This window comes from Kocuria himachalensis, assembly GCF_054784195.1.
The window spans coordinates 127631-139766 of sequence record NZ_BAAGPL010000024.1; the positions used below are offsets into that span (position 1 = coordinate 127631).

Annotated in this window: 12 protein-coding genes; 6 read left to right on the plus strand and 6 right to left on the minus strand. The window is 73.8% G+C overall.

Annotated elements, in window-relative coordinates; translation table 11 throughout:
* The first annotated feature begins 12 nt into the window (after window positions 1-12).
* On the plus strand, window positions 13-354 hold the full coding sequence (locus tag ACYVM4_RS16765) for a hypothetical protein (RefSeq protein WP_460669265.1): 342 nt from the start codon (window positions 13-15) through the stop codon (window positions 352-354).
* Window positions 338-2545, plus strand: coding sequence for a catalase/peroxidase HPI (gene katG / locus ACYVM4_RS16770; RefSeq protein WP_460669266.1), 2208 nt, complete (start codon window positions 338-340; stop codon window positions 2543-2545). Before ACYVM4_RS16765 ends, katG begins: the two co-directional genes overlap by 17 nt.
* Here katG and ACYVM4_RS16775 read toward each other — a convergent pair.
* Window positions 2514-4016, minus strand: coding sequence for an FAD-dependent monooxygenase (locus ACYVM4_RS16775; RefSeq protein WP_460669267.1), 1503 nt, complete (start codon window positions 4014-4016; stop codon window positions 2514-2516). The two genes, katG and ACYVM4_RS16775, sit on opposite strands and share 32 nt — an antisense overlap.
* A gap of 338 nt (window positions 4017-4354) precedes the next feature.
* Here ACYVM4_RS16775 and ACYVM4_RS16780 point away from each other — a divergent pair, with 338 nt between their 5' ends.
* The gene (locus ACYVM4_RS16780) at window positions 4355-4969 is read left to right on the plus strand and encodes a class I SAM-dependent methyltransferase (protein ID WP_460669268.1); all 615 of its coding nucleotides are present in this window, start codon (window positions 4355-4357) and stop codon (window positions 4967-4969) included.
* 49 nt (window positions 4970-5018) lie between these two features.
* Entirely contained in the window at window positions 5019-6482 is a 1464-nt protein-coding gene (locus ACYVM4_RS16785) for a protein adenylyltransferase SelO (RefSeq protein WP_368820024.1), read from the plus strand.
* 40 nt (window positions 6483-6522) lie between these two features.
* Here ACYVM4_RS16785 and ACYVM4_RS16790 read toward each other — a convergent pair whose 3' ends face one another.
* From ACYVM4_RS16790 to ACYVM4_RS16800, 3 genes are all read right to left on the minus strand, one after another.
* Complete coding sequence (locus ACYVM4_RS16790; protein ID WP_460669269.1) at window positions 6523-7473, minus strand: helix-turn-helix transcriptional regulator; 951 nt, start codon at window positions 7471-7473, stop codon at window positions 6523-6525.
* A gap of 32 nt (window positions 7474-7505) precedes the next feature.
* Window positions 7506-8462 carry an AraC family transcriptional regulator gene (locus ACYVM4_RS16795; protein WP_368820026.1) on the minus strand — a complete coding sequence of 319 codons (957 nt, stop codon included), beginning with the start codon at window positions 8460-8462 and terminating at the stop codon, window positions 7506-7508.
* Window positions 8463-8523: 61 nt separating this feature from the next.
* Window positions 8524-9276, minus strand: coding sequence for a hypothetical protein (locus ACYVM4_RS16800; RefSeq protein ID WP_460669270.1), 753 nt, complete (start codon window positions 9274-9276; stop codon window positions 8524-8526).
* Window positions 9277-9442: 166 nt separating this feature from the next.
* Here ACYVM4_RS16800 and ACYVM4_RS16805 point away from each other — a divergent pair, with 166 nt between their 5' ends.
* Complete coding sequence (locus tag ACYVM4_RS16805; protein WP_460669271.1) at window positions 9443-9655, plus strand: hypothetical protein; 213 nt, start codon at window positions 9443-9445, stop codon at window positions 9653-9655.
* Window positions 9656-9749: 94 nt separating this feature from the next.
* On the opposite strand, the gene ACYVM4_RS16810 is transcribed toward ACYVM4_RS16805, so the two are convergent.
* Window positions 9750-10844 carry an excalibur calcium-binding domain-containing protein gene (locus ACYVM4_RS16810; RefSeq protein WP_460669272.1) on the minus strand — a complete coding sequence of 365 codons (1095 nt, stop codon included), beginning with the start codon at window positions 10842-10844 and terminating at the stop codon, window positions 9750-9752.
* 309 nt (window positions 10845-11153) lie between these two features.
* Between ACYVM4_RS16810 and ACYVM4_RS16815 the strand changes: the two genes are divergently transcribed.
* The gene (locus ACYVM4_RS16815) at window positions 11154-11663 is read left to right on the plus strand and encodes a hypothetical protein (RefSeq protein ID WP_460669273.1); all 510 of its coding nucleotides are present in this window, start codon (window positions 11154-11156) and stop codon (window positions 11661-11663) included.
* A 73-nt stretch (window positions 11664-11736) separates the two neighbouring features.
* On the opposite strand, the gene ACYVM4_RS16820 is transcribed toward ACYVM4_RS16815, so the two are convergent.
* Window positions 11737-12136: FG-GAP repeat domain-containing protein (locus ACYVM4_RS16820; protein WP_460669274.1), on the minus strand; the 400-nt coding region annotated here is incomplete at its 5' end.

Below are 12136 nucleotides of genomic sequence, written 5' to 3' on the forward strand. Positions count from 1 at the left end.
ACACTTTGAGAGGTGGACGCACAGCTGGACCTCCAGCAGCTCCCTCGGAGCACCGCCCAGCGGGTCGACCCGACTCCGCCGGCGGTCCCGAACGCCGTGTCCGCGCCCCCGAGCCCCGGCACGACCTCGATCACCCTCGGCGTCCGCCGTGATCGCCTCGACGTCCCACCCCGGACGGTGGACGACGCCCTCCGGATGCCGGCCGGCGCCACGCCGCGGCCTGCGGCGTCCGCCGACCACGTGCTGCCCCTCGACGAGTCCGGACCGACCACCCGGAGCGATGCCTCTGCCGCGCGACCGGTCCCGGACCGGTACCGCCATCCTGGAAGGAAGACCCATGTCCCAGACCTCTGATGCTCCCGTGCACGGCAGCGAGAGCGAGAACCCGGCGATCGACGCACCCACCCCCAAGACCGGTCAGCCACGGACCGTCCAGGACTGGTGGCCGAACCAGCTGGACCTGAACGTCCTCCGGAAGCACTCGGCCACGACCGACCCGCTGGGCCCCGACTTCGACTACGCGAGCGAGTTCGCGACGCTCGACGTCGAGGAGCTCAAGCGGGACCTCGCCGAACTCATGACCACCTCGCAGGACTGGTGGCCCGCCGACTTCGGGCACTACGGGGGGCTGTTCATCCGGATGAGCTGGCACTCGGCCGGCACGTACCGGATCGCGGACGGCCGTGGCGGTGCCGGGGAGGGCGCCCAGCGGTTCGCCCCGCTCAACAGCTGGCCGGACAACGCCAACCTGGACAAGGCCCGGCGCCTGCTGTGGCCGGTCAAGCAGAAGTACGGCCGGAAGGTCTCGTGGGCCGACCTGCTGGTGCTCGCCGGGAACGTGGCGCTCGAGTCGATGGGCTTCAGGACCTTCGGCTTCGGCTTCGGGCGCGAGGACGTGTGGGAGCCCGAGGAGATGTTCTGGGGCCCGGAGGACACCTGGCTCGGTGACGAGCGCTACGGCGGCGACCGCGAGCTCTCGGGGGCGCTCGCCGCGGTGCAAATGGGGCTGATCTACGTCAATCCCGAGGGCCCGAACGGCAACCCCGACCCGCTCGCGTCCGCCCGGGACATCCGCGAGACGTTCCGCCGCATGGCGATGAACGACGAGGAGACGGTCGCGCTGATCGCCGGCGGGCACTCCTTCGGCAAGACCCACGGGGCCGGGCCCGCCGACCACGTGGGCCCCGAGCCCGAGGCCTGCCCGGTCACGGGCCAGGGCCTGGGCTGGAGGAGCACCTACGGCAGCGGCAAGGGCCCGGACACCATCACCAGTGGTCTGGAGGTGACCTGGACCAGCACCCCGACCCGGTGGGGCAACGGCTTCTTTGGCAACCTGTTCGGCCACGAGTGGGAGCTGATCGAGAGCCCCGCCGGGGCGCACCAGTGGGTCGCCAAGGACGCCGACGAGAGCGTCCCGGACGCCTTCGACCCGGAGAAGAAGCACCGGCCGACGATGCTCACGACCGACCTCGCGCTCCGGGTCGATCCGGAGTACGAGAAGATCTCCCGACGCTTCCACGAGCACCCGGACGAGTTCGCCGAGGCGTTCGCCAAGGCATGGTACAAGCTGCTGCACCGCGACATGGGCCCGGTCACGCGCTACCTGGGGCCGTGGGTCCCGGAGCCGCAGCTGTGGCAGGACCCGGTCCCGGCGGTCGACCACGACCTGGTCGGGGACGACGACGTCGCCGTCTTGAAGGAGACCCTCCTCGGCTCGGGACTGACCGTGGCGCAGCTGGTGTCCACCGCGTGGGCCTCCGCGGCCAGCTTCCGGGGCACCGACAACCGGGGCGGGGCCAACGGTGCCCGCATCCGCCTCGAGCCGCAGCGGCACTGGGAGGTGAACGAGCCGGAGCAGCTGCCCGAGGTGCTGCGCGTCCTCGAGCAGGTCCAGCAGGACTTCAACGGCGCCCGGTCCGACGGCACGAGGATCTCACTGGCCGACCTGATCGTCCTCGGCGGCTGCGCGGCCGTCGAGCAGGCGGCCCGGAACGCCGGACACCCGGTCCGGGTCCCGTTCCGGCCCGGGCGCACGGACGCCACGCAGGAGCAGACCGACGTCGAGTCCTTCGCCGTGCTCGAGCCGCAGGCCGACGGCTTCCGGAACTTCGCGAAGTCCGACGTGCGGCTCTCGCCCGAGACGCTGCTGCTCGACCGCGCCTACATGCTCAACCTCACCGCCCCCGAGATGACCGTCCTGGTCGGCGGTCTGCGGAGCCTGGGCGCGAACCACGGGCAGTCGGCGCACGGCGTGCTCACCGACCGGACGGGCGCGCTGACCAACGACTTCTTCGTGAACCTGCTCGGCGCCGGCACGGAGTGGCGGGCGTCCGAGGATGCGGAGGAGGTCTTCGAGATCCGCGATCTCACCACGGACGAGCTCCGGTGGACGGCCACCGCGGCCGATCTGGTCTTCGGCTCGCACTCCCAGCTGCGGGCGATCTCGGAGGTCTACGCCGGCGACGACGCCCGGGAGAAGTTCGTGCGCGACTTCGTCGCCGCGTGGGTCAAGGTCATGGAGCTCGACCGGTTCGATCTGCGCTGACGGCACCGGCCCCGGAAGGTGGGCCGCACCAGGTGCTGAGCGCGGTCTCGAGTCCTGAGGTGTTCCCGTCGCCCACCCAGGCGACATGCCCGTCCGGCCGGACCAGCACGGCGGTGGGGGCGGGGACGGGCCCGAGGACCGGCAGCTCCCAGCTGCCGCGGTGCGCAGCGACGACCAGGGGGACGCGGTCCGCCCAGCCCCCGATGTCGACGCCGCCGGGCGTGCCGAGGTCGAGCAGCACCGGCCGGGCCTCGTGTAGCTGGGTGGAGACCCGTGACGGTCCACCGGCCGTGCGGAGATCGAGGTCCGGCATGCGCCGCCCGAGCAGCGGGTGCCCCGCACCGAGGTCGTAGTGGATGTCCAGACCGGACATCATCGCGGCCCACCGTCGTCGTGGCTCGTCCATGCTCAGCAGCTCGGCGATCGTCTCGCCCACGGCCCGGCTGCGGTCGTCGGGCCGGCGCAGCGCGACCTGCGCCATCGTGAGGCGCATCACGCGGGCCGCCACCGGGTGGCGCTCGGCGTGGTAGCTGTCCAGGAGGCTCTCCGGTGCTGTCCCCCCGACGACCTGCGCGAGCTTCCAGCCGAGGTTCACCGCGTCCTGCACGCCCGTGTTGAGGCCCTGACCGCCGTCCGGGGCGTGCACGTGCGCGGCGTCGCCGGCCAGCAGGACCCGTCCGTCCCGGTAGGACGCGGCCTGCCGGGTCGTGTCGGTGAACCGGAAGATCCAGGTGGGGCTGTGGACCCCGTAGTCCGTCCCGTACACGGCGACGAGCGCATCGCGCAGATCACCCAGGGTGGGCTCGCGGCCATGCCCGACGTGGCGCTCGGTCACCATGACCCCCACCGGCCCTCCGTCCTGGGGCCGGCGGAAGGCATGCTTGCCGACGGCGTCCTGGTGGACGCCCCACTCCGGCTCCTCGGTCAGCTCCACCTCGGCGAGCAGGCTGCTCGTCGTCGGGTCCCACCCCGGGAACGCGATCCCCGCCGCCTTGCGGATCCGGCTCCGTCCTCCGTCGCACCCGACGAGGTACTGCGCCCGCAGCGGCCGGCCGTCCGCCGGCTCGACGTGGACGCCGGTGCCGTCCCGGACGATGCCCGTCACCTCGTGCCCGTAGCGGACCGGCACCCCGAGCTCGCGGACCCAGTCGGCCAGGAGCCGTTCGATGTGGTTCTGCCACAGCGCGAGACCGTAGGGATGGCGGGTGGGGAAGTCGCTGATGTCCAGGGGGACACCGGCGAACCCGGCGACCTGGGCGGTCGTTCCCGCCGCGAGGAACCGGTCGGCGATGCCGCGCTGGTCGAGGACCTCGATGGTCCGCGAGTGCAGCCCACCGGCGCGCGACCCGACGAGATCCTGACCGGCCCGCCGTTCGACGACGACGACGTCAACCCCCGCCAGCGCCAGCTCGCCCGCCAGCATCAGCCCTGTCGGCCCTGCGCCGACGACCACCACCGCGTGCTCGTCCATTCCATCCGCCTCCGTCCGCAGGTCCCGCTCCCGGCCCGAGCATTCTGCGGCGCGCAGGGGGTCTTGCCACAAGCCCCCCGGCGCGCTATAGGTTGGAAATGCAGGCGGCACATGGTGACCGCACCGAGGGTCGGCAGCTCTGCTGCGCCCTGTCGCCCCCGAGACTCATGGAACTCATGGAGCAGCCGGCCTCGGCCGAGACGCTGCCGTCGGCCACCGGCTTCCGGGACGCGCGGAATCCCACCTGCGGCGTTCCCGCGGAGGACCGGCGCCAGGAGGCGCACCCAGCCGCCCGGCGACCGCTCGGGATGTCATCCGCCGGGCGGTACCCTGGCGGGGTGGTCGAGCAGAGCGTGTGGATGCAGAAGGTGCGGGCGGATCCCGGGCACTCGTCGTGGTACGTCGAGCGGTTCCGGGCCCTCGCGGCCGCCGGTGAGGACATCGTGGGGGAGGCGCGGCTGATCGAGGCCATGGTCCCGCCCAGGTCGCGGATCCTCGACGCCGGGTGCGGTCCCGGTCGGCTGGGCGGCCACCTGCACCGCCGCGGGCACACCGTCGTCGGGGTCGACGTCGACCCGGCCCTGGTCACCGCCGCCCGGGAGGACCACCCCGGTCCCCGGTGGCTCGTGGGGGACCTGGCGGAGCTGGACCTGCCCGCCCGGGGCGTCCCGGAGCCCTTCGACGCCGTGGTGTGCGCCGGCAACGTGATGGCCTTCCTGGCCCCCAGCACGCGCACCGAGGTGCTCCGCCGCTTCCGCCGGCACCTGGCCGCCGACGGGCGGGCGGCCGTGGGCTTCGGAGCCGGCCGCGGCTACCCGTTCCCGGAGTTCCTGCAGGACGCCGAGCGGGCCGGGCTCGTGCCCGACCTGCTGCTGTCCACCTGGGACCTGCGCCCGTTCCGGGCGGACAGCGACTTCCTCGTGGCCGTGCTGCGGACCGCCGGTCAGCCCTGATCCCGCCGGCCCCTCGGCGGGAGCAGGTTCACCGAGTAGCGTGGTGGGTGTGAGCACCGCACCCCTGTCTACCGTCACCCTCGAGAGCCGCTTCGCCCAGGAGCTGGGGGAGTTGTCCGTGCCCTGGAAGGCCGACGACGTCCCCGAGCCCCGGCTGCTGGTCCTCAACGAGCCCCTCGCCGCCGAGCTGGGGCTGGACCCGGAGTGGCTCCGGAGCGCGGAGGGCGCACGCCTGCTGGTCGGCAACCTCGTGCCCCCCGGGGCGACGCCGGTGGCGCAGGCCTACTCCGGGCACCAGTTCGGCTCGTTCTCCCCGCGCCTCGGCGACGGGCGCGCCCTCCTGCTGGGCGAGGTCGTGGATGCCGCCGGCCGCCGCCGGGACCTGCACCTCAAGGGCTCCGGGCGGACGCCGTTCGCGCGCGGCGGCGACGGTCTCGCCGCGGTGGGCCCCATGCTGCGCGAGTACATCCTGAGCGAGGCGATGCACGCCCTCGGCGTCCCCACGACCCGGTCCCTCGCGGTGGTGGCGACGGGGCGGCAGGTGCGCCGCGAGACCCTGCTGCCGGGGGCCGTGCTCGCCCGGGTGGCGAGCAGCCACCTGCGCGTGGGCAGCTTCCAGTACGCCCGTGCCACGGGCGACCCCGACCTCCTGCGCCGGCTCGCCGACCACGCCATCAGCCGCCACCACCCCGAGGCCGCCGGCGCCGAGCACCCGTACCTCGCGCTGTTCGAGGCGGTGGTCGCAGCCCAGGCCTCGCTCGTGGCCCGGTGGATGCTGCTGGGGTTCGTGCACGGGGTGATGAACACCGACAACACGACCATCTCGGGCGAGACCATCGACTACGGGCCGTGCGCGTTCCTGGACGCCTTCGACCCGGCCGCGGTCTACAGCTCGATCGACCACGGCGGGCGCTACGCCTATCGGAACCAGCCGGTCGCCGCGCAGTGGAACCTCGCCCGGCTCGCCGAGGCCCTGCTGCCGCTGCTCGACGAGGACCAGGACCGGGCGGTGTCCCTGGCGGAGGGAGCGCTCGAGGTGTTCCCGCAGCAGTACAGCGCGGCCTGGTCCGCGGGGATGCGGTCCAAGCTCGGTCTGCCGGGGGACCTCGACGACGAGGTCGCCTCGACCCTGGTCGACGACGTGCTCGTGCTGCTCCAGCAGAACCACGTCGACTGGACCTCGTTCTTCCGCGCCCTGGGCGGGACCGCCCGCACCGGCGCGCACGCCGCGCGCGACCTGGTCCTCGACCTGCCGGCGTTCGACGCCTGGGCCGAGCGCTGGCGCGCCGTGGGTCCGGACCCCGAGGAGATGGACCGCGTGAATCCCGTCCACATCCCCCGCAACCACCTCGTCGAGGAGGCCCTCGCCTCCGCCGTCGACGGCGACCTCGACCCGCTGGGACGACTCCTGGAGGCGGTGACCGCCCCCTACGAGGAGCGCCCCGGCCTGGAGCGCTACGCCGCCGGTCCCCCGGACGACTTCGGCGCGTACACGACCTACTGCGGGACCTGAGGCGCCCGGCGGGCCCGTGCGCCGTCCGGCTCTCCCGGACCTATCCGTGCAGGGTGCGCGACGGGTTCTCGCCGTAGGCGTGCCGGTGACGGCGGGCGAAGTCCCCGGCGTGGGGGAAGCCCCAGCGCAGGGCGATGGCGCGCACCGTCTCACCACCGGCCGCGCTGCCGCGGACCAGGTCCCTGTGGGCGGCTGCCAGCCGCAGACCGCGCAGGTAGGCCGCGGGGGTGATCCCCGTCCGGGAGCGGAACACCCTGGCGAGCTCGACCGTGCTCAGACCCACGTGGCGGGCGACGTCCTCGACCGTGATCGGCAGCGACAGGGACGCGTGCATGAACTCGACGGCCTGCCGGTGGGCGGTCTGCCGGGAAGCCACCGAGATCCGCCGGGTCCTCGGGTCGCCGGAGAGGCGGAACGTCTCCAGCGTGGCCACCGACATCCGGCGCAGCAGGTCCGCCCGCAGCAGGGGGACGGCGGCGATCGCGGGATCGGTGAGGATCCCGTGGGCGAAGTCGAAGGTGTCGGCCCAGTACTTGGCGTGCGCGGGGGACGCGGGCCGGGGATGGTCGAAGACGACCTCGAGACCCTGGTCGCCGTGGACGGCGCGGGCGGTGTCCTGCAGGGCGGTCAGGTGCAGGTTCAGCGAGTCGACCTCCAGGAACTCCAGCTCGGCCCGGTAGTCCTCGTGCGGCTGGATGACCATCAGACCGGTGCCGCGCCGGCCGTCGACCTCCCAGCGGTGGGCGCCGGTGCGGCGCCGGACCACCGTGAGCGTGTCCTCCAGGACCAGGTCGACCCGTCCACGGCCCCCGAAGTGGAAGCGCCCCAGGCTCAGCTGGGCGTCCCCGTCCACGTCCTGGCGGTAGGCGAACGCGGGGTCGTCGCGAGGCGTGCGGATCTCTGCCCCCGCGTACGTCTGCCGGAGCCTGTCACTGGCGACCTCGGGGTCGGTGGTCGCCACGCGCAGGCGGATGGGCAGCGGGTGCGTCACGTCGTTCCTCTCCCGGCTCCGGTGCGACGCTGTCATGCCTGCAGGGTGGTGGACGGGGCCTGGCCGAAGGTGTCCCGGTAGGCGGCGGCGAACCGTCCGCGGTGGGCGAAGCCCCACCGGGCGGCGACGGCCTCCACCGTCGCCCCCGTGGTCGGGTCGGCGGCCAGCAGATCGCGGTGGACGGCCTCGAGCCGGGCGGAGCGCAGATAGGCGAACGGCGTGGTGTGCAGCTCGCGCCGGAACGCCGCTTGCACCCCGCGGGGGCTCAGCCTCGCGGCCGCGGCGATCTCCGGCAGCCCGATGTCCTCGCTCAGGTTGGCGTCGATGAACGAGACGGCCCGGCGCAGCGCCGCCGGGCGGGGGGCGGGAGCATCGGACACCGGCGGGTCCTGGAGAAAGGTGTTCGGGAAGGTGTGCAGCAGCGCGGTGATCAGGGACCGGGCCATCTCGCTCCGGACGAGGGGACTGCTCATCACCTGGGCGTTGGGCAGCAGGTCGCGCTGCAGATGGGCCACGGTGCTCGACCAGTACCGGGCCATGACCGGGCTCACGGGGCGGGTTCCGGTGAACTGCAGGTGGAAGGAGTCCGCTCCCAGCAGCTGCCTGGCCTGCTCCGCCACCGCGGCGCCGTCCACGGAGACGCTGAACAGGTCGAGGTCCGCCCAGTAGCTCGTGCACGGGAGCTGGGGGAACAGGAACGGGCCACGGCGCGGGAAGCGGTCGGGGCCGCTGGTGGTGCTCAGCACGCCGTCCAGCACGTGACCGATCCGGACCACCTCGGCGTACTCGGTGGTTCCCCGGACGGAGGAGCCGCCCAGCCGCAGCCGGCCGTAGCTCGCCGGTCCTGCGCCGGTCGAGGAGAAGGACATGGAGAGGTCCCCGCCCGTGATCCACCGCACATCACGCAGGGCGTAGACCTCGTCCAGCTTGGCCAGGGCCTGGGCGGGGTCACGGGTGGTGAAGACCGCCCGCTGCACAGTGTCCCCCATGCTTGGCAGGATACGCCGCACGGGCCGCCGTCGACACCCGGGCGCCCCGTGCGAGTGCCGGTCACCCGCCGATGCGCTCCCCGGTCACGCTGTCCACGGTGCCGTTCTCGATGCCCGTGCACTGCGCGACACCGGCTTCCGTCACCGGGTCGTAGTTGATGCAGAAGGCGTCGTAGTAGGGCACCCCGCTCTGCCACGCGGCCAGGGCCTCGTCGTAGGTGAACTTCCCCGGGAAGGGCACCGCCCCCACGTCCGTGTTCACCTGCACCTGGCAGGTCCCGGGACCGCCCGGGGCGAAGGCCAGGAGCTGGCCGACGGTGTCGACGACGTCGATCCGGTCCTGGCCGGTGCCCATCGAGGACTGGTAGGCCCGGCAGATCTCGACGGCCACGGCGCGGTCGTTCACGTCCGCGGTGAGCCGGTGCACGGCACCGCCGCCCGGGGCCTCCTGCTGCTCGATCCTGGACACGGTCCGGGCGTACGGCTGTCCCTCGGGCGTCGCGGAGAACGCGGACCACGCATCGGCGGGAACGGGATCCGCGGGGGCGGCCTCGGGCTGCGACGGGGAGTCCTCGGCAGTCTCCTCGTCCGGCTCCTCGTCCGGCTCCTCGTCCGCATCCTCCGTCGGATCCTCTGTCGGCTCCTGGGTCGACTCGGGGGCCGGTTCCGGCGTCGTCGCCGAGGCCGTGCCCGACGGAGTGGGGGAGGTCCGGGCGGCGGGGGTGTCCTCCTGGGCCGGGGGGTCGCCGGCGCAGCCGGCCAGGGCGAGACCGGACGCGAGGAACAGACTGGTGACGACGGCCTTCGTGCTCATGGGGTGCCTCTGCTTCGCTGGGGGGCGGGGTTCCCACTGTAGGCGGCCCGCGCGGCGAACCCGGGTTGCCCGCCGGAGAGTTGCCCACCCAAGAGGGGTCAGACGGGGAGGGGGGCGCCGTGCCACGATGCGGAGGGCATGCCGTCGAACAGTGAAGGGGGCCGCTGTGCCGCACCAGATGACGCTGATGTTCCTCAACATCGCGCTGACCCTCGTCCTCGCCGTGGCGTGCTATCTGCACCTGGACGGCGGACGGTGGTGGTTCCCCTGCCTGTGGTTCGTGGGCATGGCCGCGGGGTCCCTGTGGGACGCGCTGCCGCACCGCCGCGCGGCGGAGTTCGCACGCCGCGCCGGCGGGCGGCCCGCCTGGCAGGGCTGAGCGCGGCGGGGCGCCCGTCCCCGACCGGCAGCGGCCGTGGGGGCAGGGGCCCGGCGGGTGGTGTTCGTCGTCCGGTCCTCGTCCTTCTGGCGTCCTACTCGCACGCGACGCCGTCGCCGTCACGGTCCATGGCGTCCCGGTAGCCGGGCTCCCCGCGCAGCAGCGGGGCGGCGCCGGCCTCCCGGGCGGCCGTGCAGTTGGCGTAGTGCACGTCCGCGGGGGCGGGAGCAGGGCCCGGGGCGGGCTGCGGAGCGGTCCCGGTGCCCCCGGGGATGTCGCCGAACGGGGTGCCGCCGGGCAGCTGCTGGTCGGGGCAGTCGGAGAGCACCTCGGCCATGGCGGTCTTCTCCGGGGCGGTGACCCAGAGATCGTAGCGGGACTTCACCGCGATCTGGACGGCCACCATCTCGCAGGCGAAGGCCCGGTTGGGGGGCAGCCACCGGGAGGCGTCCTGGTCCGACTTCGACCCGTTGGCCGGGCCGTCGACCGCCAGCAGGTTCAGCGGGTCGTTGGCGAGGGCTACACGGTCGGCCTGGGAGAGCCGGCGCGCCCCGGTCACCCAGGCGTTGCCGAGCGAGACCACGTGGTCCACCTGGACGTCGTCGGAGGTCGCGACCCCGCGCACGAAGTCGATGGTCGCCCCGGTGTAGGGGTCGGCGAGGGTGCCGGTGTCGACCCTGCACCCGTCGGTGGAGGTGATGCCGGTCAGGTCCCGGGCCAGGACCTCGTTGCGGGAGTCCTCGCAGTCGCCGTCGGCGTCGATCCACCCGCCGAACAGGCTCTCACGGTCGTAGTCGGACATCGTCCCGGCTGCGGCGACCGGCAGGTCCTCCAGGGCCAGGAACGCCCCCGAGGGCGGGGCCACGACGCGGACGGGGGTCTCCGACGGCTCCGGCGCCGCGGTGACCCTGGTGACCGACCCGGGGGTCCTCGAGGGCGTGGGCGAGGCGGTGCTGCTCGGCGTGGTGTTCGGGGACGGGGCGGCGGGCACCGTCCTCACCGTCCCCGGGACGGGACCGGGATCGGCGACCGGGTCGGTGGACGCGGTGCTGGACGTGCAGCCGGCGACCAGGCCGATCGAGAGGGCGAGGTGCAGCGGCACGGCCGCGATCCACCTGCCCACGGCGGAACCGCGGCGGGACGCCAGGTCCGTCCCCGGGGCAGGGGAGGAGAAGGGGGTGCTGCTCATGGTGCTCCTGGGGGAATGAGGGGACGTGCACCTGGAGGAGGGAGCGCGCCGGGGAGCGCGGGAGGCGCTCTCCTGTTCTACGTCCGGTGCCCGTCCGTCACCGCACGGCACGCCGCGGATGACGGCCACCGGCGCGAGTGTGACGCCGGACCGCGCCGCGCCGGCTGGTGCGCACCACGACCGAGCTCGCGATCCGGGCCGCGGACGGGCGCTCGGCGGCGCGGGGACCGTGCCGTACGACCTGACCGGCGGCCCGCTGGTCCACCGCCTGCTGCCCGTGCCGGACGTCCCCGCCGGCGCCATCCCCGGATGAGGGGTCAGACACGCGGGCTCCCCGGGTGCGAGGATGCGCTCACGGGGATCGTCGAACGGGGGGAGGGCCTCGTGCTGACCGTGCGCGACAGGCTGCTCCTGGGGCTCTGGCTCCTGCCGGTGGCCCTCGGTCTCGTCGTGGGGCTGTGCGTCGGCGACGACGACGGTTCCGTCATGCTGTTCGTCACCGGGCTCGTCGCGGCCCTCTACGTGGCTGTGCTGGTCAGCACGGTCCACTCCGCACGGCGCCGGCGGGCCGCACCCGCCGCCGAGACCGAGCCGGCCGAGCCCGACCCCGAGCCCGACCTCGAACCCCCGGGCGCCTCCGGCGAGGGCGGGCGCGCGCTCGCCGTCAAGCGGGTCCTCCCACTGGTCCTGATCGTCTCCGCCGCCGTCTACGTCGTCGCGGAAGGCGGCTGGACCTTCGTGGTGGTCGCCGTGCAGCTCGTCACCGTGATCACCATGGCCGCCTATGTCCACGAGCGCGGCGCGGAGCCCGTGACGTAGTACGGCGCAGCCCCCGTCCGCGCGGACGGGGGCTGCACCGCGGTCCGGCCGCGACGGATCGCGGCCGGCGGGCTCACGACAGCTGCACGTACGTGGCCGAGTGCCCGAAGCCGACGACGTCGTCGCGACCGTCGCCGTTGACGTCACCGAGCAGGCGCGGATACCGCTCCTCCGTCCATCCCTGGTCGTAGCCGAAGGCGGCGACCTTCAGGTACACCGGGCCGAAGGAGCCGTCCGTCCGGCCGTGGGCGACGTGGACCCCGGCGTTGCCGAAGCCCACCAGGTCCTGGATGCCGTCGACGTTGATGTCCCCGTGGGTCCGCAGGTGCCGGTCGCCCCGCCAGCCCTGGGCCTGGCCGAAGTCGTTCACCCGCACGGCCACGCCGGTGTAGTTCCCTCCGTTCAGCGAATGGGCGACGGAGACCCCGGAGTGGCCGAAGCCGATGATGTCCGCCGCGGCGTTGCCGGCGGGA

Bases quoted from the DNA above. Each gene is read 5' to 3' on its own strand.
- katG (WP_460669266.1), top strand. From the start codon at position 338: ATGTCCCAGACCTCTGATGCTCCCGTGCACGGCAGCGAGAGCGAGAAC.
- ACYVM4_RS16775 (WP_460669267.1), bottom strand. From the start codon at position 4,016: ATGGACGAGCACGCGGTGGTGGTCGTCGGCGCAGGGCCGACAGGGCTG.
- ACYVM4_RS16795 (WP_368820026.1), bottom strand. From the start codon at position 8,462: ATGGGGGACACTGTGCAGCGGGCGGTCTTCACCACCCGTGACCCCGCC.
- ACYVM4_RS16800 (WP_460669270.1), bottom strand. From the start codon at position 9,276: ATGAGCACGAAGGCCGTCGTCACCAGTCTGTTCCTCGCGTCCGGTCTC.
- ACYVM4_RS16810 (WP_460669272.1), bottom strand. From the start codon at position 10,844: ATGAGCAGCACCCCCTTCTCCTCCCCTGCCCCGGGGACGGACCTGGCG.
- ACYVM4_RS16815 (WP_460669273.1), top strand. From the start codon at position 11,154: ATGAGGGGTCAGACACGCGGGCTCCCCGGGTGCGAGGATGCGCTCACG.